The 23,523-nt window shown below is 55.8% G+C and carries 21 protein-coding genes; 16 read left to right on the top strand and 5 right to left on the bottom strand.

Annotated features, from left to right (window positions below; genetic code table 11):
• Positions 1-97 precede the first annotated feature (97 nt).
• Entirely contained in the window at positions 98-703 is a 606-nt protein-coding gene (locus CU041_RS08445) for a LysE family translocator (protein WP_101246407.1), read from the bottom strand.
• 124 nt (positions 704-827) lie between these two features.
• Here CU041_RS08445 and CU041_RS08440 point away from each other — a divergent pair, with 124 nt between their 5' ends.
• Positions 828-1,958, top strand: a complete 1,131-nt coding sequence (locus CU041_RS08440) for an AraC family transcriptional regulator (RefSeq protein ID WP_101246406.1) — start codon at positions 828-830, stop codon at positions 1,956-1,958.
• A 3-nt stretch (positions 1,959-1,961) separates the two neighbouring features.
• Here the strand turns inward: CU041_RS08440 and CU041_RS08435 are convergent, their stop codons facing one another.
• Positions 1,962-2,699 carry a GntR family transcriptional regulator gene (locus CU041_RS08435; RefSeq protein ID WP_101246405.1) on the bottom strand — a complete coding sequence of 246 codons (738 nt, stop codon included), beginning with the start codon at positions 2,697-2,699 and terminating at the stop codon, positions 1,962-1,964.
• A 333-nt stretch (positions 2,700-3,032) separates the two neighbouring features.
• Between CU041_RS08435 and CU041_RS08430 the strand changes: the two genes are divergently transcribed.
• The 4 genes from CU041_RS08430 (at position 3,033) to CU041_RS08415 (ending at position 7,766) form a co-directional block, all read left to right on the top strand.
• Complete coding sequence (locus CU041_RS08430) at positions 3,033-4,151, top strand: TRAP transporter substrate-binding protein (protein ID WP_170310173.1); 1,119 nt, start codon at positions 3,033-3,035, stop codon at positions 4,149-4,151.
• Position 4,152: 1 nt separating this feature from the next.
• Complete coding sequence (locus CU041_RS08425; protein ID WP_101246404.1) at positions 4,153-4,722, top strand: TRAP transporter small permease subunit; 570 nt, start codon at positions 4,153-4,155, stop codon at positions 4,720-4,722.
• A gap of 6 nt (positions 4,723-4,728) precedes the next feature.
• Positions 4,729-6,054: a TRAP transporter large permease gene (locus CU041_RS08420; RefSeq protein WP_101246403.1), complete on the top strand. Its 1,326-nt coding sequence runs from the start codon at positions 4,729-4,731 to the stop codon at positions 6,052-6,054.
• 128 nt (positions 6,055-6,182) lie between these two features.
• Positions 6,183-7,766: a gamma-glutamyltransferase family protein gene (locus CU041_RS08415; protein ID WP_101246402.1), complete on the top strand. Its 1,584-nt coding sequence runs from the start codon at positions 6,183-6,185 to the stop codon at positions 7,764-7,766.
• A gap of 22 nt (positions 7,767-7,788) precedes the next feature.
• Here the strand turns inward: CU041_RS08415 and CU041_RS08410 are convergent, their stop codons facing one another.
• On the bottom strand, positions 7,789-8,850 hold the full coding sequence (locus tag CU041_RS08410; RefSeq protein WP_233433046.1) for an aldose epimerase family protein: 1,062 nt from the start codon (positions 8,848-8,850) through the stop codon (positions 7,789-7,791).
• 166 nt (positions 8,851-9,016) lie between these two features.
• Between CU041_RS08410 and CU041_RS08405 the strand changes: the two genes are divergently transcribed.
• From CU041_RS08405 to yjfF, 4 genes are all read left to right on the top strand, one after another.
• Positions 9,017-9,964: an ABC transporter substrate-binding protein gene (locus CU041_RS08405; protein WP_068517323.1), complete on the top strand. Its 948-nt coding sequence runs from the start codon at positions 9,017-9,019 to the stop codon at positions 9,962-9,964.
• Between the two features lie 141 nt (positions 9,965-10,105).
• Positions 10,106-11,629, top strand: a complete 1,524-nt coding sequence (locus CU041_RS08400) for a sugar ABC transporter ATP-binding protein (RefSeq protein ID WP_101246399.1) — start codon at positions 10,106-10,108, stop codon at positions 11,627-11,629.
• Positions 11,630-11,670: 41 nt separating this feature from the next.
• Positions 11,671-12,687 (top strand): ABC transporter permease, encoded by a 1,017-nt coding sequence (locus CU041_RS08395; RefSeq protein ID WP_170310172.1) that lies wholly within the window; start codon positions 11,671-11,673, stop codon positions 12,685-12,687.
• A complete protein-coding gene (gene yjfF / locus CU041_RS08390; RefSeq protein ID WP_101246397.1) occupies positions 12,677-13,654 on the top strand; it encodes a galactofuranose ABC transporter, permease protein YjfF in 978 nt (325 codons plus the stop codon). Before CU041_RS08395 ends, yjfF begins: the two co-directional genes overlap by 11 nt.
• Before the next feature lie 84 nt (positions 13,655-13,738).
• On the opposite strand, the gene CU041_RS08385 is transcribed toward yjfF, so the two are convergent.
• Positions 13,739-14,485 carry a FadR/GntR family transcriptional regulator gene (locus CU041_RS08385; RefSeq protein WP_068517326.1) on the bottom strand — a complete coding sequence of 249 codons (747 nt, stop codon included), beginning with the start codon at positions 14,483-14,485 and terminating at the stop codon, positions 13,739-13,741.
• Positions 14,486-15,051: 566 nt separating this feature from the next.
• On the opposite strand from CU041_RS08385, the gene CU041_RS08380 reads away from it, so the two are divergent.
• From CU041_RS08380 to CU041_RS08370, 3 genes are all read left to right on the top strand, one after another.
• Complete coding sequence (locus CU041_RS08380; protein ID WP_101246396.1) at positions 15,052-15,825, top strand: SDR family NAD(P)-dependent oxidoreductase; 774 nt, start codon at positions 15,052-15,054, stop codon at positions 15,823-15,825.
• Positions 15,826-15,894: 69 nt separating this feature from the next.
• On the top strand, positions 15,895-16,884 hold the full coding sequence (gene araD1 / locus CU041_RS08375; protein WP_101246395.1) for an AraD1 family protein: 990 nt from the start codon (positions 15,895-15,897) through the stop codon (positions 16,882-16,884).
• A 168-nt stretch (positions 16,885-17,052) separates the two neighbouring features.
• Positions 17,053-17,727, top strand: coding sequence for a dihydrofolate reductase family protein (locus tag CU041_RS08370; protein WP_101246482.1), 675 nt, complete (start codon positions 17,053-17,055; stop codon positions 17,725-17,727).
• Between the two features lie 21 nt (positions 17,728-17,748).
• On the opposite strand, the gene CU041_RS08365 is transcribed toward CU041_RS08370, so the two are convergent.
• The gene (locus CU041_RS08365) at positions 17,749-18,510 is read right to left on the bottom strand and encodes an IclR family transcriptional regulator (protein ID WP_101246394.1); all 762 of its coding nucleotides are present in this window, start codon (positions 18,508-18,510) and stop codon (positions 17,749-17,751) included.
• Positions 18,511-18,647: 137 nt separating this feature from the next.
• Here CU041_RS08365 and CU041_RS08360 point away from each other — a divergent pair, with 137 nt between their 5' ends.
• The 4 genes from CU041_RS08360 (at position 18,648) to CU041_RS08345 (ending at position 23,522) form a co-directional block, all read left to right on the top strand.
• Entirely contained in the window at positions 18,648-20,375 is a 1,728-nt protein-coding gene (locus CU041_RS08360) for a thiamine pyrophosphate-requiring protein (protein WP_101246393.1), read from the top strand.
• Between the two features lie 164 nt (positions 20,376-20,539).
• Positions 20,540-22,354 (top strand): sugar phosphorylase, encoded by a 1,815-nt coding sequence (locus tag CU041_RS08355; protein ID WP_101246392.1) that lies wholly within the window; start codon positions 20,540-20,542, stop codon positions 22,352-22,354.
• 115 nt (positions 22,355-22,469) lie between these two features.
• Complete coding sequence (locus CU041_RS08350; protein WP_101246391.1) at positions 22,470-22,946, top strand: hypothetical protein; 477 nt, start codon at positions 22,470-22,472, stop codon at positions 22,944-22,946.
• A 63-nt stretch (positions 22,947-23,009) separates the two neighbouring features.
• On the top strand, positions 23,010-23,522 hold the full coding sequence (locus CU041_RS08345) for a hypothetical protein (RefSeq protein ID WP_170310171.1): 513 nt from the start codon (positions 23,010-23,012) through the stop codon (positions 23,520-23,522).
• The last annotated feature ends 1 nt before the right edge of the window (position 23,523 follow it).

The raw sequence follows: 23,523 nt of genomic DNA, 5'->3' as shown, positions 1-23,523 counted from the left end.
GATCACACGATTTCAAAAACCCTCGACCTTCCGGTCGAGGGTTTTGTCGTTTCTGGTTGTTGTGGCTGCTCTGGCTGTCAATGTTGCGCTATGTATTCTATCTAGCGAAAATCAGAAGCGGGGCGATCGAGGCCACCAGCAACAGTGCCATGATGATGTTGAAAATCCGGGTGCGATTGCCGTGGCTGATAAAGTTGCGCATGGCCGCCCCAAACAGGGCCCAGCTTGAAATGGTCGGAATATTGACCAGTGCAAAGATCCCGATCATGACAAGCAGTCCGGCAATCCCGCCATCCGGTGACATATAGGTGACCGTGGCGATAAGGGCGACGGTCCAGGCTTTGGGATTGACCAGTTGCAGGGTGGCGGCTTCGATAAAGCTGACCGGTCGGGCTGCGGGATGATCTGCGCTGCCAAATGATCTGATCCGTGCAATGCGAAAAGCCAGCCACAGGATGTAGGCCAGACAGATCAGGCGCAAGATATCGTCAATCACCGGATATCTGGCCATGACTTCCCCAAGTCCCAGCCCGACGATGAAGACCATCGACAGAAATCCGAAGCTGATGCCAAGGATCAGCGGGACCGTGCGAACCATGCCAAAATTAGCACCCGAAGCCAGCAACAGGAAATTGCCGGGGCCGGGAGACAGGGACATGACAAAGGCAAAACCGATCAGGGCGGCGAGTGTTTCCGGGGTCATTGATCTTATTCCATTTTGTGCGTGCCATCAGGGGCGATGGAGAGATCATTGAGGATTTCGTCGCCGTCGTCTTTGCGGTAACCTGTTAAAAATTTATCAGATCGTTCCAAAAACACGGGCAATCATGCAGCCAGACGTTTTGAGTGATGTGTGCAGCAATTTAAGGCTGCGCTCGGATTTCTATTTCACAGCCGAAATGCAAGGGGCGTTTTGCGTTCGTGTTCCGGCCGAAGGGGCGCGGATCCGCTTTCACCTTGTGCTGGCAGGCGGATGCCGATTGCTGTTTGAAGATCGCGATCTGGCGCTTGATCTTGGGCCGGGTGATCTTGTTCTGGTGCCAAATGGCAAGGCCCATATTCTTGCCGATGCACAGCAGAAAACAGGACCGGCCAATGTTATGCCGGTCGATCTGGCCACTGCGATGGCCCACGGATTTGATCCGCAGACCGGCATTTTGCGCAACCGGAAAAAGGTTCCCAACCCGGCGCCCGGAGATGTGGACGAGAAGATGGTCAGGCAAATGTATGGGCAAATGCATGGACAAATGGACGGGCCAACGCAAGCGCCAACGCAGGGGCAGGATGCCGATATGCGGATGTTATGCGGGTTCTGTGCGTTTGACGAGGCCATCCGGCATCCGGGACTGGCGCTGATTGATGATCATGTGGTGTTGCGTGGCGGGGATCGGCGTGAAACACTTCAACAGCTACCCTATGAGCTACCCTATGAGCCACCCCAAGATGCACCCCAAGATGCGCCCCATGGCGCGGTTCTGGCGGCAATTACCGATCTTGCCACAAGTCGCCGGCCCGGTTGGCAGGCAGCGCTTGCACGCCTGATGGAGGTCGTGGTTCTGGAAATTCTGGGGTCGCAGCTGGGCAAGGATGATTTGCCGCCCGGTGTTTTGGCGGGGCTTGCTGATCCGCGGATCAGTCGCGCCCTAACCGTCATGCACCGCAATCCCGAACGGGACTGGAATGCCGAAAGCCTTGCCCGTCATGCCGGGATGTCGCGGACCCGGTTTGTTGTGCGGTTCGGGGCATGTGTTGGGGTGCCGCCGATGCAATATCTTCAGGATTGGCGCATGATCCGCGCGCGCACCATGTTGCGCGACACCAATCTGTCGATGGACGAGGTCGCCCTGCGCTGCGGATATCAATCGATGCCGGCCTTTTCGCGGCGCTTCAAGGCCCGTTTCGGGGAGGGGCCCGGCGGATATCGGCGGAGCTTGCGCAAGCAATCCGGGGCAGGCTGATGGCTATTTGGCGATCATGACCTTGTCGGATGGTTTTTCCGCTGCCTTGTCGTTGCGCAGGCTGGCCAGATAATCTTGGCTGATGTCATGAACCGACATGATATGCCCATAGAGCAATTCTTCGGCCGCCTTGACGTCGCCGCGCAGGATCGCATCGACAATGCCCTGATGTTCCTCGTGCGAGGAGGCAAGCCGGGCCAGACTTTGGAACTGTACGCGGCGAAATGGCGCGACCCGGCGGCGCACCGATAATGTCACATCGACCAGAACATCATTATGGGTGCCGCGATAAAGGGCGTTGTGAAAGGCCCGGTTCAGCGTTTCATAATTGTCGCTGTCACCATGGCGGACGGTCTGTGCGAGGTCGTGATGGATTTTTTCAAGATTGTGGCGTTCGCCGCTGGTCATGCGTTTGGCAGCAAGGCGCCCGCACATGCCTTCGAGTTCAGCCATGCTTTCAAACATTGCGGTCAACCGTTCCGGGGTGGCAAGCGACACATAGACCCCACGATTGGGGATCTTTTCAGCCAGTTCGGTTGCGGTCAGAAGTTGCAGGGCCTCGCGCACAGGGGTGCGTGACACGCCGAAACGCTTGGCCAGAAGCGGTTCTTCAAGGCGCTGCCCGGGCGGCAATTTGCCCTTCACGATGTCATCTTCAAGGGCCTGACACAATTGCTGGGCAATGCCGACGGAATCCGGCTGGTCGGAGGCGGTGCTGAGCGTTTGGCGAAGCTCGATCATATGGCGTTTTAACCCTTCTTACGAGGTTTATGCGGTTTCCCTTTAACGAATGTATACATCAGTTTTGCCATCAAATCCAAGAATACCAAGAGTTGCGCATGATTGCTTTTACGCGACCAGGTTTGCTGCATATTTTATGTGCAATAAATATATGCAGCGCAAGATAATGATTAAATAATAAACATAACTTGTTGCTGAGTGAGAGGTGAAAATCACATAAGTCATTGAAAAATATGAAATGGCACGACGGTTGCAAGATGTATACACAGTGCGGAATGCATTCCGTTGAGAGTACGTTTCAAAGAAATAGCTATCTCTATCAGGGAGACATCAATGACGAATGTGAAACGGCGCGACTTTTTGACAAAGTCCGCAGTCGGTGCGGCAGCTGCGGGGGCAGCTGTTGTGGCGGCACCAAATATCGTGCGTGCCCAGGAAACCTTTAACTGGAAAATGACCAATGCTTATGGTCCGGGGTCGCCTTTTTATGTGACCGGTCCGGGCAGCCCCGAGGATTTCTGCAAACGCGTGACCGAGATGTCAAACGGGCGCCTGAATATCCAGCATTTTGCCGCAGGCGAACTGATCCCGGCGCTTGAAGGGTTTGACGCGGTTCAGGCCGGCACGGTCGAAATGAATGCGGCCAACGCCTATTTCTGGGCCGGCAAGATCTTTGCTGCCCAGTATTTCACCACGGTTCCGTTCGGCCTGAACTTCCAGGGGATGAATGCCTGGCTTTATCATGCCGGTGGTCTTGATCTGTGGCATGAAGTTTACAAGCCATATGGTCTTGTCGCCTTCCCGATGGGCAATACCGGTGTTCAGATGACCGGCTGGTTCCGCGAGCCGATCGAAAGCCTTGATGATTTCAAGGGCCTGAAAATGCGTATTCCGGGTCTGGCAGGCAAAGTGTACCAGCAGATCGGTGTTGAAGTGAAACTGCTTCCGGGTGGGGAAATCTTCCCGGCCCTTGAACGTGGTGTGATTGATGCTGCCGAGTTTGTCGGCCCCTATCAGGACCGTCGTCTGGGCCTGCAGAAGGCCGCAAAATACTATTACACCACCGGCTGGCACGAACCGTCCAATGTCACCGAACTTCTGATCAATCAGAAGGCTTGGGAAAGCCTTCCGGCCGACCTTCAGGCGATCGTCAAGAACGCCGCCCAAGCCTGCAACCTTGACAGCCATTCCTGGTGCGAAGCCAATAACGCAGCCGCCCTGCGTGATCTGGTCGAAAACTTTGGCGTGACCGCCCAGACCCTTCCTGATGAAGTGGTCACCAAGCTTAAGGGCATCACCAAGGAAACCCTCGAAGCCGAAGCCGCCAAGGACCCGATCACCAAAAAGGTCCATGAAAGCTTCATGGCGTTCCGCGACAACCATCACGAATGGGCGGCCGTCAGTGAAAAACCCTATCACGGGATCATTTCATCGAAAGACGGGATGAGCTGACATGACGACGACCCGCACCGAATCACTTTTTGACCGTGTTCTTGGCCTGATTGTCGATATTGCCGGATGGGGGGCCGCGATCAGTGGTCTGGCCCTTGTTCTGGTGGTCGGCGGCAATGTGTTGCTGCGCTATCTTTTGAATTCGGGAAGTGTGGCAATGCAGGAGCTTGAATGGCATCTGGTCTCGCCGATTGCATTGATGGGCATGGCGTATGGCATGCGTCATGGTGGTCACGTGCGGGTCGATTTTCTCTATGAACGTCTGGGCCCGCGGGCCCGGGCGGTCATTGACCTGTTTTCGGCTGTTCTGATGGCAATTCTTGGCGCGGCATTGATCTGGTTTTCGATCCCCTATGTCGAACAATCCATCATGATGGGCGAAGGATCCCCCGATCCGGGGGGCTTGCCATATCGTTTCCTGCTTAAGGCATTCATTCCCGTCGGCTTCGGGCTTTTGCTGGTGCAGGCCGTGTCACAGGCAATGATCAATTATCGACAGATACGCGCCGAAAGCGGCGTTCCCACCTATGAGACATCCGCCGCGATACCACAAAGCGGCGCAGGAGACTAATCAGACATGACCGGAAATGAATGGCTGGCCATCGGCATGGTCGGGGGCTTCTTTGGCTTCCTCGTGCTTGGTGTGCCGGTGGCGATCTCGCTTGCGATTTCGGGATTTGCCTTTGGGATTATGGGGTTTGGAACCGGCCTGTTCAATCTGTTGCCTGCGCGCGTTTACGGGGTTGTGACCAACTATACGCTTCTGGCCTTGCCGCTTTTTATCTTTATGGGGGTGATGCTTGAAAAGTCGAAACTGGCCGAAGAACTGATTGATGTGATCGGTCATGCCATGGGGCGGCTCAAGGGCGGCATGGGGCTTGCAATTGTTATTGTCGGGGTTCTGATGGGCGCATCGTCGGGCGTGGTCGGGGCAACGGTTGTGACGGTGGGTTTGCTGTCGCTCCAGCCGCTAATCAATCGCGGCTATGACAAGGGCGTTGCCAGCGGGGTGATCTGTGCATCGGGCACCCTTGGGCAAATCATTCCGCCCAGTCTGGTGCTGATCCTTTTGGCTGATATTCTGGGTGAATCTGTCGGGACCCTGTTTGCCGCGGCCATGGTGCCGGGGCTGATCCTGGCGGGGATGCTTGGGCTTTATCTTGTCCTTTTGGGGATATTCAAACCCGAAATGGTGCCGGCCATTCCACAGGATGAACGCGATGCGCTAAGTTCGCGCGACCTGCTGATCAAGATCGTCAAGGTGGTTCTGCCGCCGCTGGCGCTGGTTTTTGCTGTGCTTGGGTCAATCGTTGGCGGGATTGCCGCCCCGACCGAGGCGGCCTCGATGGGGGCGCTCGGCGCGTTGCTTCTTGCGCTTTTTACCCGGCGTCTCAGCCTTGGCGTCATGCGCGATGTTTTGCATGACACGCTGATCACCAGTGCGATGGTGTTCTTTATCCTGATCTGTGCGCAGCCATTCGGTCTGGCCTTCCGCGGGCTTGGTGGCGAGGGGCTTGTTCATGCGATGTTTGAATGGGTGCCGGGCGGCGATATGGGCAACCTTCTGTTCATGATGGGCGTGATCTTTGTTCTGGGCTTCTTTCTTGAATGGATCGAGATTTCCTATATCGCGCTTCCGATGTTCTTGCCGGTATTCCAAAATAGCGGCATCGACATGGCCTGGCTTGCCATTCTGGTGGCGATGAATTTGCAAACCAGCTTCCTGACACCGCCTTTTGGCTGGGCGCTGTTCTTCCTTAAGGGGGTGGCACCGCCGTCGGTTTCGACAGTTGATATCTATCGCGGTGTGATACCGTTTATCGGTATCCAGGCACTGGCCCTGATCCTGCTGTTCATTTTCCCGGAACTGACAAGCTGGTTGCCTGATCTGATCGGCTGGTAGGATTTCTTTCTACGATGTGAAAAGCCGGGCGCCGTTCTGGAAAAACGGCGCTAAGAAGAAATCACCGGACAATGTGCGAAAAGTACGCAGCATGACCGAAAGCATTACGGCAGGGAGGCCGGATTACGATGTTACGTTCAAGAACCGCACTTGGTGGCATGGTTACGGCCCCCCATCATCTGGCAGCCCAGGCCGGGCGCGATATCCTGCGCGATGGCGGCAATGCGGTCGAGGCAATGATTGCCGCGGCCGCCACCATTGCGGTTGTCTATCCGCATATGAATGCGATCGGGGGGGACGGGTTCTGGCTGATTGCCGAACCGGGCAAGGACCCGGTTGCCATTCGGGCTTGCGGCGGGGCGGCGGGGGCTGCGACCCCCGATTTCTATCGTCAGCAAGGCCATGCCGCGATCCCGTCGCGCGGGCCGCTGGCGGCGTTGACGGTTGCCGGGGCGATTGGTGGCTGGATCAAGGCTGCTGATATCGCAACAGGGATCGGCGGGAAAGTTCCGCTTGAACGGTTGCTGGCCGATGCGGTGCATCACGCCCGGGCCGGGGTGCCGGTCACGAAATCTCAGGTCGAACTGACCACAACCAAAATGGCGGAGCTCAAAGACGTTCCGGGCTTTGTCGATACCTATGCCGCCATTGGCATTCCCGCGATTGGCGATGTGTTGAAGCAACCGGCCCTTGGCGCGACGCTTGAACATCTTGGCAAGGTCGGGCTTGATGATTTTTATCGCGGCGACATTGCGCGCAGCAATGCCAATGGTCTTGCTGCCGTCGGCAGCCCGATCGGGCTTGGCGATCTGGAGGGCTACCACGCCAAGGTCATGACACCGCTTTCTGTCCAGCTGTCGACCGGCACGGTCTTTAACATGGTGCCACCGACCCAGGGGGTGGCATCGCTTATGATCCTTGGTCTTTTCGACCGGCTGGGGGTGAAGGCCGGTGACGGGTTTGATCATGTCCACGGACTGATTGAAGCGACCAAGCGCGCCTTTATCGCCCGCAACAATCATGTTGGCGATCCCGACCGCATGACCATTGATCCGATGGCGTTGCTTTCGGATGAAAACCTTGCGCAGGAAGCCGCAAAAATCAGCATGCAAACCGCGCAGCCCTGGCCGCATGTCGCCAAGCCCGGCGATACCATCTGGATGGGGGCGGTTGATGCCAACGGTGTTGCAGTCAGCTATATCCAAAGCATCTTCTGGGAATTCGGATCGGGCATCGTGGTACCGGAAACCGGCGTTTTGTGGCAGAACCGCGGGGCCAGCTTTACGCTTCATGACGGTCCCAATCAGCTCGGGCCGGGGCGCTTGCCGTTCCATACGCTCAATCCGGCGATGGCAAGGCTCAATGACGGATCGGTTCTGACTTATGGCACCATGGGCGGCGAGGGCCAGCCGCAAACCCAGTCGGCGGTCTTTACCCGCAATGTCCTGTTTGGTCAGGATTTGCAGGAAGCAATCACCGCGCCGCGCTGGTTGCTTGGCAAGACCTGGGGCGATGAAACCACCACGCTTAAACTTGAAAACCGCTTTGACCCGGCCCTGATTGATCAGCTCAAATCAGCAGGCCACGCGGTCGAAGTCGTTGGCCCCTATGAAGACATGATGGGTCATGCCGGTGGTATCCGGTTACGCCCGAACGGGGTTATGGAAGGTGCAACGGATCCGCGTGCGGATGGAACCGTGGCCGCCATCTGATTTGCATGTTTTGGGGGATGGTTCAGCTGGTCTTTGATGAAAACTCCCACTCAATCACATGCTGGTAAGTTTCGCCGGGTTTCAGCCAGGGGCTTGGGAAGTCCGGGCGGTTGGGGCTGTTGGGCCAGGTTTGTGGTTCCAGTGCGATGCCGGCGGATGTGTGCAGGGGCACGCCGGTTGCCGATTTCATGGCGTCGGTAAAATGTTGGGAAAGATAGAATTGCAAGCCGGCCTCGGTTGAGGACAGTTCGATCGAACGGCCGCTGTCCGGATCGGAAAGGGTCGCGATATGGCGCAAGGCGCCGCGATCCCCGGTCAGGCAGAAATTATGGTCAAAGCCCTGTGTCGCGCGCGGCAGCATGTCTGATATCCGGGCCGGGCTTCGGAAGTCATAGCCGGTACCGGTCACGTCGCGTTTATCGGCAAGCGGGATCAGTTTTTCATCGACCGGAAGCCAATGATTGGCCGTGATTTTCAGGACATGATCGGCCGCTGATTGGTCAAATTTACCCGTCAGGTTCCAATAGGCATGGCTGGTCATATTGACCGGGCAGGGCGCATCGCAGGTTGCCGAAATATCAAGACGCACGCGGTTTTCACCAACAATCGAATATGTTGCCGTCGCATTCAGTGTGCCCGGATAGCCCTGATCCCCGTCAGGTGAGGTCAGCTTGAACGTCACGATTGTTTCCGACTGATCGGCAATATCCCAGACCCGTCGGTCAAACCCGTCCTTGCCGCCGTGAAGGTGGGTTTCACCCTCGTTGGCGGAAAGCGTTACGTCATGACCGTCTGGGTCGGTATAGCGGGCCTTTTCGATCCGGTTGGCGTAACGGCCGCAAACAGCCCCGATATAGCTGTCCTGTGCCAGATAGGCCGCATCATCGGCAAGGCCGATGGCGATGTTTGTGCCACAGGAATCTGAATCCTCATACAAATCAAGGGCGCAAATACGCGCGCCAAGCGCAGAAACCGTAAGGCGAATCTGCGACGTGCGCAGCACCACACGCGGGGCATTTTCACCCGAATTACGGGTTTTTGTGGATGGTTCTGCCATGTCTGATGGTTGGTGGCTTTTAGGCATTCTGTTCTCCCGTAATCTTTGATTTTTCTCGGTTTATCCGATGCTTTTGATCGTTATAGGCGATAGGTGGAGTATCGCAATCACTATATGGTTGAGCGTTAACAAATCATATTGTAATACTATATGGCTTTTAAGCAATAAAACCACACTTAGGGAGGAAATCGTGGTGAAATTCAAAAAGCTTGCAGTATCAACTGCGGCACTTGGCGTTGCGCTTGGTCTTTCATTTGCGGCACAGGCTGAAATGATGATCGGCTTTTCGCAGATCGGGTCTGAAAGTGGCTGGCGGACGTCTGAAACCGCATCGATCAAGGCCGAGGCTGAAAAACGCGGTATTGATCTCAAATTCTCCGATGCGCAGCAAAAACAGGAAAACCAGATCAAGGCTGTCCGTTCCTTCATCGCGCAAGGCGTTGACGGCATTCTTCTGGCCCCGGTTGTTGAAACCGGCTGGGATCAGGTCCTGAAAGAAGCAAAAGATGCCGGCATTCCGGTGGTGCTGGTGGATCGCGGCGTTGACGCCAGCGAAGACCTGTATCTGACCAAGGTGGCATCGGACTTCGTGGTTGAAGGCGCGCTTGCCGCTGCATGGCTTGCGGCGGAAACCAACGCGGTTTGCGATGTTGTCGAATTGCAGGGCACGGTGGGATCATCCGCGGCCAATGACCGCAAAGCCGGGTTTGAATCGGTTGTTTCGAACTTCCCGGGCATCAATATCATCCGGTCGCAGTCGGGCGACTTTACCCGTTCGGGTGGCAAGGAAGTGATGGAAAGCTTCCTGAAGGCCGAAAATGGCGGTAAGGATATCTGTGCGGTTTATGCGCATAATGATGACATGGCACTTGGTGCTGTGCAGGCCATCAAGGAAGCCGGTCTGAAACCGGGGACCGATATTCTGATCGTTTCGATTGATGCGGTGCCCGATATCTTCAAGGCGATGGCCGATGGCGACACCAACGCCACGATCGAGCTGAACCCGCATCTGGGCGGGCCGTCCTTTGACGCGATCAAGGCCGCAAAAGCCGGTCAGGAAGTCCCGAAATGGATCAAGGCAAATGGTCCGCTTTTCCTGCCTGATACCGCAGCAGAAGAATACAAAATGCGCAGCAAATAACATGTCAGTCGGCACCGTGATCCCTGGGTGACGGTGCCGGTTGCGTAGCTGGGTAGCGGGTGTGACGTGCTTCGGCTTTGGCCGGGGTGCGTCGCGCCGTATCAGGAACAAAAATCAAAAAACAGGGAGAGGGTGAGGAACATGTCAAACGCCGCACTTTCTGACGGGGGACGCGACACCGTACTTTCGGTGCGCGGTGCGGGAAAATTCTTTCCCGGGGTCAAGGCGTTGCAGGATGTCGATTTTGACCTGAAACGCGGGGAAATTCATGCCCTTTTGGGGGAAAACGGGGCAGGAAAATCCACCCTGATCAAGGTGATTACCGGGGTGCATCCGCGTGACGCCGGGGCGGTGATGCTCGATGGCATCGAAATCCACCCGCAGCATCCGGGCGATGCACAAGGGCTTGGGATTTCCACGGTCTATCAGGAAGTCAATCTGGTGCCGACCCTGTCGGTTGCCGAAAACCTGATGCTTGAACGCCAAACGCGGAAATTCGGCCTTATTTCATGGAGAAAGACCGAGGCCGATGCCAAGGCCGCCCTTGAAACACTGGGGCTTGATATTGATGTCAATCGGCCGCTCGGGTCCTATTCGGTGGCGATCCAGCAGTTGGTGGCGATTGCGCGCGCGGTTGCGCTCGATGCGCGGGTTTTGATCCTGGATGAACCGACCGCGTCGCTTGATGGTGATGAAATCCAGACGCTTTTTCGCATCATGCGTGACTTGCGCGACAAGGGGCTGGGTATTGTTTTTGTTACCCATTTTCTGGATCAGGTTTATGCGGTTACTGACCGGATCACGGTTTTGCGCAACGGGCGGCTTGTCGGCACCTTTGTGACCAGGGACCTGCCGCAGATTGATCTTATCAACCATATGCTGGGCCGTGAACTGGCCGAAGTCAGTGCGCACCGCCATCAGGATGAGGGCAGCTATGTCGGGCCAAAACGCACCATTCAGGTCAAAAATCTTGGCAAGAAACGGGTGCTGGAGCCGGTGTCGCTTGACCTTCATGCGGGCGAGATTGTTGGTCTGGCCGGGCTTTTGGGATCCGGGCGGACGGAGCTTTCCGAACTGATATTTGGCAGTCAAAAGGCCGATAGCGGACTTGTGTTTCTGGATGGGGAGCCGGTGATGCTGCGCTCCCCGCGCCATGCCATCCGGTCGGGATTTGGGCTTTGTCCCGAAGACCGCAAACAGGATGGCATTGTTGCCGAACTCAGTGTGCGCGAAAACATCGTTCTGGCCCTTCAGGGGCGGCGCGGATGGCTTCGGCCGATCCCGCGGGCCGAGCAACAGCAATTTGCCGATGACATGATCAGGGCCCTTGGCATCGCAACACCGGACAGTGAAAAGCCGGTCGGACAGCTGAGTGGCGGCAATCAGCAAAAGGTCATTCTGGCGCGCTGGCTGGTGTCCAAACCGATCCTGCTGATCCTTGATGAACCGACACGCGGCATTGATGTCGGTGCCCATGCCGACATCATCAAACTGATCAAGGAACTGTGTGACGAAGGATTGGCGTTGCTTGTCGCATCAAGCGAGCTTGAAGAAATCGTTGCCTTTGCCGACCGGGTTGCGGTGATGCGTGATCGCGAAAAGGTATCCGAACTGGTGGGGGCGGAAATCACCCAAACCCGGATCATCGAGGCGATTGCACGATGACCAGTTTGCAGGACAAAAAGAAATTACGGGAAAGCAGCACCATGTCTGCATCTTCTTTGATAAGCCGGCCGTGGTTTGGCCCGGTCGCGGCACTGGTTCTGATCGTGCTGGGCATCGGGATCATTTCGCCGGACTTTTTCAATATTCGCATTGTTGACGGGCATCTTTACGGATCGCTGGTCGATGTGATCCATCGCGGCGCATCAACCGCCCTTGTCGCCGTGGGCATGGCGATTGTGATCGGCACGCGCGGCATTGATTTGTCGGTCGGTTCGATCATTGCCATTTCGGGTGCCGTCATGGCGGTTCTGATCCGCGATACGGATCTTCATCCGGCCGTGATCATTCTGGCCGCCCTTGGGGCCGGGATTTTGTGTGGCCTTTGGAATGGCATATTGGTGGCGTTCCTTGATATTCAGCCGATCATTGCGACCCTGATCCTGATGGTAGCCGGGCGCGGGATTGCGCAAATGATCACCGATGGGCAGATCGTGACATTCCATGGCGCGTTCTTTGAAGGGATCGGCAGCGGCTATTTGCTGGGCATTCCATGGCGGGTGATCATTGCCGCGGCGGTGATTGCGGCAATCTTTTTCGTGATGCGCAAAACGGCCCTTGGCCTGTTTGTGGAATCTGTGGGTGGCAATGCGCGCGCAAGCCGGGTGGCGGGTATTGATGCACGCGGCATCAAGCTGATGGCTTATGGGGCATCCGGGCTGTGTTCGGCCTTTGCCGGGATCATTATTGCGGCCGATATTCGCGGGGCGGATGCCAATAATGCCGGGCTGTGGCTTGAACTTGATGCGATCCTGGCGGTCGTGATCGGCGGCGCGTCGCTGATGGGCGGGCGGTTCTTTATTGGCATGACAGTGATTGGCGTTCTGATCATTCAGTCGCTGAGTACCGGTATTCTTCTTTCGGGGTTGCCGTCGCAATATACCCTGATCGTCAAGGCGGCCGTCGTGATGATTGTTCTTCTGGTGCAGGCACCGAAATCCCGCCAACTGGTCGGGCAGGCGATGGATCGCATCAAACGGGGAAAAGCCGATGAAAATTAATGAACGTTTTTACCCGATCCTTGCAACGCTTGCGGTTCTGGCATTGCTGTATGGCTACGGGATTTTTGAACATCGGGCCTTTTCCGATACTTACGTTCTGGGCGCGCTTCTGACCGATAATGCGTTCCTGATCATTACGGCCGTGGGCATGACATTTGTCATCCTTTCGGGCGGGATTGATCTTTCTGTCGGATCGATGATTGCCTTTATCGGGGTCCTGATGGCCGAACTTGTTACCGGGTTTGGCATGCATCCGCTGATGGCGGCCTTGATATCGCTGATTGTCGGGGCGGCATTCGGGGCTTTCATGGGGGTGATCATCGCCAAGTTTGATATTCAGCCCTTTATCATCACGCTTGCTGGCATGTTCTTTTTGCGCGGTGTGTGTTTCCTGATCAATCTGGATTCCGTTCCGATTGACCATCCGTTTGTCGCAGCCTTTAGCGGGTTTAAAGTGCCGCTGCCCGGACGCGGCTGGCTGACGGCATCGGCGTTGCTTATGCTGGCGACCGTGATTGGCGGGGTGGTGATTGCCCATTACACGCGTTTCGGGCGCAATGTCTATGCGATTGGCGGGGATCGTCATTCAGCAGAACTTCTGGGCATTCCGGTGCATGGCACGATCATTCGCGTCTATACCCTGTCGGGCTTTTTCAGTGCGCTTTCGGGTGTGGTCTTTGCCTTCTATACCGCATCGGCCTATCCGCTGGCCGCGGTCGGGGTGGAGCTTGATGCGATTGCTGCCGTGGTGATTGGCGGAACGCTTCTGACCGGGGGCATGGGCTTTGTCATGGGCACGTTCTTTGGCGGGATCATCATGGGTGTGATCCAGACCCTGATTGCCTTTGACGGATCGCTCAATAGCTGGTGGACCAAGATCATGATCGGGGCATTGCTGTTTGGCTTTATCGTCCTGCAACGCCTGATCACAAGGTCGTTCTCGGGCATGCGGGCCGGGGCGACCTGATTGATGATGCAATCACGCATAATGAAAAACGGGCGCCATTGGCGCCCGTTTCTGTTTGGTTTAAAACCGACAATCGGTTGCGAATTACAGCCCGATCTTGTCCCAGTCGTGATCGACCGACATGCCAAGTTGCTGGCGGAGCTGGCGCATGGTGCGGCGAAGCAGTTTGTGCATGGTCGCGCGCGCCTCGTCCGGGTCGCGGTGGCTGATGGCGGCATAGACTGCATGATGATCGGGAAGCGATTGCACATGGGCCTTGGGGCCACCTGACGACAGGCGGAATGATCCGATCAGGGCGGTTTCGATCAGCATGCCGAACGATTTCATGAAATCGTTGCCCGATGCATTAAGGATCGCCTGATGGAATTGCAGATCGGTAAGATAGACCGCCTCGGTCCCCGGTTCGGCCTTTTCCATGGCGTCATAGGCATCGCCAATCGCCTTGATTTCATCGGGCGTTGCGCGGACCGCAGCCATGGCGACCGTATTGGGTTCAATGATCAGACGCGTTTCAAACAGCGCATACAGGAATGCCGGGTCCGGGTCCGGGAAGTGCCAGGACAGGACATCAGGGTCCAGAAGGTTCCAGCTGGATCGCGGTTTGACGCGCGTACCGGTTTTCGGACGGCTTTCAATCAGGCCCTTGGCCGACAGGATCTTGATCGCCTCGCGCAGGGCCGTGCGCGATACATCAAGGGATTCACTTAATGCCGCCTCGGTCGGAAGCACATCCCCCGGCGCCAGCTGGCCCGAAACAATCCGTGCACCAAGATCATGGGCAACGATGCTGTGCAGGCTGCGTTTGGCGTAGGTTCTTGACATCGACGACATTAAATTCCCTCCGGCATGGCCATGGGCCAGGACCTTGTAAAAATGCAAAACGGCAAAAGGCCCGCTTTGATATTATTCATATAATATGAATTAATTTCGAGGGCAACTTATCTGACCCCTCCAACGCTTTGTGTTGCAAAGCATATAATTATTTCGGGCAGGGGTGCCGTGATCAGGCATGAAGTGCCAAAGGTCATGGTGTTATAAACTACTGCGCGACAGATCGAAAGAATTCACTTCACCCGTTTGTCGCTTGACAGGCCCGGATATCCTGATCATTAATGTTATTGTATGAAGAATTAAAAACATAATTTTCAGGAGGAAGCATCATGATCACGGGCCGGATGGCAATGCCGCAAAACTGATCCGCACAGTTGCCCGATGCGGGCGATTGGCGCCGCAACCCGTCTTACGGACAGGTGTCTTTTGCGCTGCACATATCGGCAATGATGCCTATTCTGAACATTATGGAATGCAAATCCGGATCGCGTGCGGGGTGGAGTCCCCGTGCCGGACCGGCAGAGAGACACCAAAAGAGAAACCACACGACGGGAGAAGCACCGATCATGTCTGATCGCATGCCGACACACTATACCAGCCTTGAAGATAAATCGGTATTCATCACCGGTGGCGCATCGGGTATTGGCGAGGCCCTTGTTACCGCCTTTGTCGAGCAGGGCGCCAAAGTCGCCTTTGTCGATATCATGGAAGATGCGGGCAACGCCCTTGTCGAGAAGCTTTCAAAAGATGCGCGCAATGCGCCGGTCTTTATCAAATGCGACCTGACCGATATCCCGGCCCTTCAGGCCGCGGTTGCCAAGGCCGCCGAAATCAACGGGCCGATTACCGGGCTTTTGAACAATGCCGCCAATGATACCCGCCACAAATGGCAGGACGTGACCCCGGAATACTGGGATGACCGCCAGGCAATCAATATTCGTCCGTCCTTCTTTGCCATTCAGTCCGTCGCCCCGATGATGCAAAAGGCCGGCGGTGGTGCCATCGTCAATTTCGGGTCGGTCAGCTGGATGATGGGGCAGGGCGGCATGCCGGGCTATACCACGGCAAAGGCCGCAACCCACGGGCTGACACGCGGCATGGCGCGCGATCTGGGCAAGGATCATATCCGGGTCAATACCCTTGTTCCGGGCTGGGTGATGACGCAGCGCCAGCTTGATCTTTGGGTTGATGAGGCGGCCGAGCGCGAAATCGATGAACGCCAGTGTCTGAAGAACAAGGTGATGCCACAGGATATCGCGCGCATGGCGCTGTTCCTGATTTCCGATGAAAGCCGGATGTGCACCGCCCAGAACTTCATTGTTGATGGCGGCTGGGTCTAGGGCGGTTTTGCCCTTGGCGATCAAGCCGACATTCACATAACCGACAAAGATCATTCAGGACGAACTTTCATGAGACTGGTTCAATACAAGGATACCGCGGGTGCGCAGCATGTTGCCGTGGTCGAAGACGAAAATACCCTTATCCCGCTCAAGGGCGTTTCCACCACCCGTGAACTTGCGACCATCGCGCTTGCCAAAAACATGACGATGATCGAAAAGGCGAAAATTCGTATGGGGGACGACCGCGTTGATTATAACGAGGTTGTCCGTGACGGGCGCCTGTTGCCGCCGGTTACCCATGTTGATCCGGCGCATTTCCTTGTCACCGGGACCGGGCTTACCCATCTTGGTTCGGCCTCTGCGCGCGCAAATATGCACAAGGCCGACAACAAGGCCGCCGATGAAACAGATTCCATGAAGATGTTCCGCATGGGGGTCGAGGGCGGCAAGCCCAAGGCCGGTGAACATGGTGTGCAGCCCGAATGGTTCTATAAGGGCGATGGTTCCATTGTTGCCAATCCCGGGGCGGCGATCCCGAGCCCGTCCTTCGCCCTTGATGGCAGCGAGGAACCGGAAATTGCCGCGGTTTATATCATTGACCATGACGGAACCCCGGTGCGCATCGGCTTTGCGATCGGGAACGAGTTTTCCGATCATGTGATGGAGCGCCAGAACTACCTGTATCTGGCGCACTCAAAGCTGCGCCATTGCGCGATGGGGCCGGAATTGCTGCTGGGGGATCTGCCAAGCCATGTCGAGGGGACCTCGCGTCTGTATCGCGATGGCAAGGTGATCTGGGAAAAGCAGTTCGTCAGCGGCGAAGACAATATGTCGCACTCGATCGCCAACCTTGAATATCACCACTTCAAATATGACCTGTTCCGCCGCCCGGGTGATGTGCATGCGCATTTCTTTGGTACGGCGACACTCAGCTTTGCCGATGGCATCACGACACAGGACGGCGATGAATTCGAAATTTCATCAGCCCTGTTTGGCCGCCCCATCCGCAACCGCCTGATGGTTCAGGCAGAACGCCCGGTGGTGGTCAAAGCCATCTGATTTTTCGGGAATTCCTGTAATTCCAAAGGGCGTAAAAGCCCAGTCTCCCTCCGAACGACACCAACTTCCCCCGGCGCCGCAATGTGCCGGGGTTTTCTTTTGCCGCATTGGCAATGCAGGCGTAACATGCCTGAAAACAAAGATCTGCCCGCAAAAAGGAGCGTTCAGATGAGGAAGGTGATTGTATCGGCCTTTGTGTCGGTTGATGGCGTGATGCAGGCCCCGGGCGGCCCGGACGAAGACATCGCCGGCGGATTTGAATTTGGCGGCTGGACTTTCCATTATTGGGACGCGGAAATGGGCAAGATCATGGGGGATCATTTATCCGCATCCTATGATCTGCTGCTGGGGCGATATACCTACGATATTTTTGCAGCCCACTGGCCCTATGCCGGCGATGATGACCCGATCGGGCAGAAATTCAACAGTGTTACCAAATACGTCGCGACATCCGATCCCGACAGTCTGAGCTGGCAAAATTCGGTGGCGCTTGATGGCGATATTATCGATGCCATCCGCACGCTTAAGGCGGGCAATGGACCGGATTTACTGACACAGGGAAGCAGCAGGCTTGTCCAAGCCCTTATTGCCAATGATCTGGTTGATGAATATCGCCTGTGGGTGATGCCCGCCATCCTTGGCAGGGGCAAGCGCCTGTTTGGCAACGACGGTGCGCCAACCAACCTGACGCTGGTTTCAAGTCAGGCCTTTTCGACGGGCGTGTGCCTGAATATTCTTCGTCCGGACGGGGCTGTTAAATGCGGGTCCTTTGCCCATCACGCCCCGTCGGATGCTGAACGTGAAAGACAGCGCAAAATGCGCATCGCCGAAGGGCTTGCCTGATAGGTGCGCAGGGCTTTGGGATTACGCCGCGCCGTAAAGGGCCTGGCGGGCGGTTTGTGTTGCTGATCGCAGATGATCAAGCAGACTGTCGCGATGCTGGCCAAGGATTGCCGGTGATGCGCCGAAAACCGAAAAGCCTGAAATCATTTTGCCATGCTGGGTCGTGATCGGAACAGCAATGGCATAAATATCATTTTCACGTTCGCCATTATTGGTGGCAAAGCCCTGTTGACGGATCGTTTGCAGTTCGTCCCGAAGGGTTTTTATGTCGGTGATGGTGTGATCGGTCATGCCATGCAGTTGGGCGTTCTTGAAATAGCGGTCCTGATCTTCAGAGCCCATATGCGCCAGCCATAATTTGCCGTGCGCCGTGCAAAAGGCATCCAGTTTCGAGCCGATCCGGATATCGACATAAAGCGGCCGGTCGGGCAGGGACTTGGCGATGCAAACCGCCATGTCGCGATCAAATTCGGTTGCCATGCAGGCTTCCCCGGTGTCACGCGCCAGCTGATCAAGGATCGGTTGCAGAAGGGTTGGCAGATTGCCGTCATGCAAAACCCGTTCACCCAGATCGGCAAACATATATCCCAACCGGAAAACTCCGCGTGACGATGCCCGCAACGCGCCGGCATGGACCAGTGTGTGCAAAAACCGATGTGCGGTAATCATATTGATGCCAAGCGCATCTGCGGTTTCCTTTGCCGTCAGTTCGGACTTTCCCGCGGCAAAAAGATCCAGAATTTTAAAGGCCTTCAGGACAGATCCATTGAGCTGGCTGGTCATGATTTTCCATTCACATAAAACGCCACGGGTCAAAGTCGGACGCGATGCTTGACGCCGCCCGGATTTCAATAATAAACTATATTATAAATCATATTTCAAATATAGAAATATTGAAAGAGTAAAACAAGAGGCGTCTGATGACAAACGACACGCGTGACAAATCCGGTCAGATTACCCTGACCGCCGGCGGGGCGGTTCTGGCCCGCATGAAGGCGATCGGGATTGATTATATCTTTGCCAATTCCGGCACCGACTTTCCGCCGATCATCGAAGGTCTGGCCGAGGCGGCGGCAAAGGATATCGATCTTCCCAATGCTTTGATCATGCCGCATGAAAATGCGGCGATGGGCATGGCGCATGGCTATTACCTTGCGACCGGAAAAACGCAGGCCGTTATGGCGCACACCAATGTCGGTCTTGCCAATTGTGCGATTGGCGCGATCAACGCCGCGACCGAACATGTGCCGGTCGTTCTGATGTCGGGCAGAACCCCGGTGATGGAAAAGGGCCGCCTTGGCGCGCGCACCGTTCCGATCGGCTGGGGCCAGGAAATGCGCGATCAGGCGGCCTTGGTACGCGAAAGTTCGAAATGGGAATATGAACTGAAGTTCCCCGAACAGGTGCCCGAAGTCGTTGATCGTGCCTATGCCATCGCATCATCGGTGCCCAAGGGACCGACCTATGTCAGTCTGCCGCGTGAGGTTCTGTGTGAACCCTGCCCGGGGGACGAGATTGACGGGCCGCTTCGCATGCAGCCGGTACCGGTTGCCCCGCCGCAAGCCAGTGTCGAGCAGGCCGCCGACATTCTTGCCAATGCCAAGAACCCAGTGATCATTGCCCAGCGCGGGACGGGAACAGCCGAGGCATTTGGCCGTTTTTCCGAGCTGGTCGATCAATGGGGCATTCCGGTCGTGCAATATTGGGCGATCCAGCTTGCCATTGGCACCGAACATCCGATGTTTGCCGGGATGGATCCGGCACCCTGGCTTAAGGATGCCGATGCGGTGGTGGTGATTGATTGTCTGGCGCCCTGGTCACCCGATATCCACACATTGCGTCCCGATTGCAAGGTGGTTCAGATCGGTCAGAACCCGCTTTATTCCCGTTTCCCGGGGCGTAACTTTGCCGCCGATATCTCGCTTGTTGGCGAGACCGGTGATGTCATCATGATGCTGGCAGATGCCATGGATCGTCGTCATGCCGATCATGCTGCGACCTGTTCGGATCGTCGGGGCAAAATTGCCACGATCAATGCCGAAACCCGCAAGAAAGCACTGGCGATGGCCGATGCCGGGGCAGTGGACCCGATGACCAAGGCCTTTGTATCGCGCTGTCTGTCCGATGCGATTGCCGGTCGTGCGGCAACGGTGTTTTCCGAGCTTGGCTGTCCGTTGGAGCCACTTTCTCTGTCGGAACATGGCAGCTGGTATCAGGAACCGCATTCCGGTGGGCTTGGCTGGTCATTCCCGGCATCAATGGGCTATCAGCTGGCCGACAAGGACAAGCTTGTGGTCGCGACCATGGGGGATGGTTCCTACATGTTTGCCAACCCGACGGCATGTCATCAGATCGCCGAGGCGCTTGAACTTCCGATCCTGATCCTTGTTCTGAACAATAATGAATGGGGTGCGGTGCGCCAGTCGGTGGCGGGGATGTATCCGAACGGCTATGCGGCGAAAACCAATGAAATGCCGCTGACCGCGCTTAAACCCAGCCCGGATTTCACCAAGGTCGCCGAGGCCAGCCGTGCCTGGGTTGCCAAGGCCAAGCGTCCCGAAGACCTTCCGGGGATCCTGCTCGATGCCATCAAGCATATCGACACCAAGCGTACCCATGCGCTGGTCGAGGTAACGATTGCGCCGTAAGGCACGATCGTTGCAGTTGCCATGTTGTAGCGCCCGGCCTTGTGCCGGGCGTTTTGCGTATTAATGCCTGCTTTGTCGGCAGAATGGAATCCCTGCTTGCATCCTGTGCAATTTCATTATTTCATTGCGTAATGCTTTGAATTGCCTGCCCGGAAGGAGCCAGTATGGATCGTGTTGTCGGAACCTCGGGACGGATTGCGTTTGCCAGCGCGATGCGCAACCTGCTTGCAGATGTTTATCCCGAACACGATCACGAAGCACTGGTGCTGCGCGTTTTTGACGAACTTGGCCTGCCGGTCGAAGGTGACGGGCCGGAACCCAAAGAGGAAAACCTGCGCAAATGGGATCAGCGCGATGCGTTTCTGATCACCTATGGCGACAGCATCCATCAGGACGGCAAAAAGGGCCTGCAAAGCCTTGGCGAATTTCATCGTAAATGGCTGAAGGACTGGCTTACCGGCATTCATATCCTGCCATTTCATCCCTTTACATCCGATGACGGATTTTCAGTCAGCGATTTCAGCCAGCTTCGCACGGAACTTGGCGATTGGGATGATGTCGAGGATCTGGCAAAGCACGGCACGGTGATGGCCGATCTGGTGGCAAACCACATATCGGCGTCGCATCCCTGGTATCAGCAATTTCTGGCCGGTGAAAAACCCGGTGTTGACTACATCAAAACCGCAAGCCTTGAAGATGATCTTTCCGATGTGGTGCGCCCGCGCAGTCATGCGTTGCTGAATGATGTCGTGACCAAGGATGGCGAAAAGTTCGTCTGGTGCACATTCAGCTATGATCAGGTCGATCTGGATTATGGCAACCCGGATGTGTTTTTCGAAATGCTGCGCGTGGTGTTGAATTACCTGAAGCATGGCGTGCGCGTGGTGCGGCTTGATGCCATCGGCTTTATTTGGAAGGAAGTCGGAACGACATCCATCAATCTTGATCAGACCCATAAACTGATCAAGGCCATGCGCCTGGCCTGCAATGCGCTTTATCCCGATGTGCTGTTTATTACCGAAACCAATTTGCCGCTTCTGGAAAACCTGTCCTATTTCGGCAATCAGGATGAAGCACACCTGATTTACAACTTTTCGCTGCCGCCGGTGATCATTCATGCGTTGCTGAGCGGGCGGAGCGATTATATCCGCAAATGTATCATGGCGATGCCACCGGCACCGGCGGGCTGTACGTTCTTTAACTTTACCGCCAGCCATGATGGCATTGGTCTACGTCCGGCCGAGAACCTTATTCCCGATGAAGATATTGATGGCCTGCGCGAGCATGCGCTCAAGATGGGCGGCCAGGTCAGTTACCGTGCGCTTAAGGGGGGTGGGCAAAAGCCCTATGAGCTCAATGTGACGCTTTACAGCATGCTGGCGGAAAACTTCGCCGGAGAAGCGACCATGGGGCTTGAACGGTTTGTGATGAGCCAGGCAATTGCCATGTCGCTTGAAGGGATCCCGGCGATCTATGTCCAGACCATTCTGGCAACGGAAAATGATCAGGCGGCGTATGAGGAAACCGGTATTCCGCGCCGCCTGAACCGCAAGATCTGGAAGCTTTCCGATGCAGAACGGGTTCTGTCCGAAGATGGTCCGGCCAAATCGGCGTTTGATCAGTTGCGCGCGCTTATGTCGATCCGTATGGGGCAACCTGCGTTTCACCCCAATGCCACGCAATATACCCTTAATCTCGGTCCGGATTTGCTGGGCATCTGGCGGCAGTCGCATTTGAATGAACAAAGCATTTTCTGTGTCTTTAACCTGACCGAGACCCAACAGGATCTTGATCTTTCGAAGATCAATCTGATCATGACCGAAGGCTGGCAGGATTTGATCACCCAGCAAGTGATCGAAGATTACGACGGGATCATGAAGCTGGCGCCCTATCAGATCGTGTGGATTTCCAACCGGGACGGGCGCAACCGTACCGAAAGCCGGTTGCTGCAACGCTATCGGGATGCCATGCCGGTCTGATCGGTTTTTCAGATTGTGCAAAAAATACGCAGCCGATGCGTTTATCGTTGCGTCACAAAATGTGCTTTGCAAAACTCGTGTCCAGATAGCAGGACATAGAGGGCAATTTACGCACATGGCGTATGCGCAGGAAATCGAAATTCCGCACTTGCCCGATGATACAGAAAGCCGCGTAAGATCCTATTTCGAGGTTTGGCAAGCGGCGGCAAAGGGTGGCAAGGTTCCTGACCGAAAGGTGCTGAACGGTCATGTTCTGGCGCCTTGGGTCGATGATATCTGTATCTATGAATATCTTCCGCAAAAGCGTGATTTTATCATCCGCATCGATGCCCCGAACATCATTGACGCCAGCGGCGAAGATTATCATGGCTGTTCACCCCGGCAGATTGATCTGGATTTTGGCACCACATTACACGCGACATTGCTTGAGGTGATCGATCACGGCAAGCCGGCCTTTCACCGCATCGGTTATGAACGCAAGGTCTGGGAAGAATGGCTGCGTCTTTTGTTGCCTATGCGGGCAACCGACCGGCAGGGGCGGGTTATCGAACAGGTTTTCGTCACCCACTTCTTTTATCGCGGGGCATCGTGATTATTTGGCTTTCATACTTGTTTCGGGGCGTGATTTACCCACGTGCATATCTGGGAAAATGCCATGATACCATCACGCGCGCTTGAATCAGCAGACACCGAACTGGACGGGTTGCCCGAGGACGTTGATGTCCGGGTCATTGCGCTTGTCGACACATGGTATGATGCATGGACCCAGACCGGAATAAACAGCGTGCCGTCACGCGCCATTCTGAATGCGGAACGTCTGATCCGCTGGCGCGACGAGATCAGTGTTTATGAATATCTGCCGGTCCGGAATGACTTTCTGGTGCGCATTGATGCACCGTCAATTGTTGCTGCCACGGGCGAAAATTTTCAGGGATCCACCCCGCGCGAGATCGACCTGAAATATGGCACCTGTCTGATGGCGGCATTGCTAAAGACAATGTACGAAAAGCGGCCGACTTTCCATTATGTGAATGTGGCCGGAAATCATGCCAAACACCGTCATTGGTTGCGTGTCCTGTTGCCGGCGCAAACCATGGACCAGTTTGGTGACCCGATCTATCAGGTGCTTGGCGCACGTTTCCCCTACGAGCCGATGCACTATATCTGAC

Origin of the sequence: Thalassospira povalilytica, assembly GCF_002844235.1 — a bacterium.
Lineage (GTDB): Bacteria > Pseudomonadota > Alphaproteobacteria > Rhodospirillales > Thalassospiraceae > Thalassospira > Thalassospira povalilytica.
This window is presented reverse-complemented; position numbering and strand designations above follow the sequence as displayed.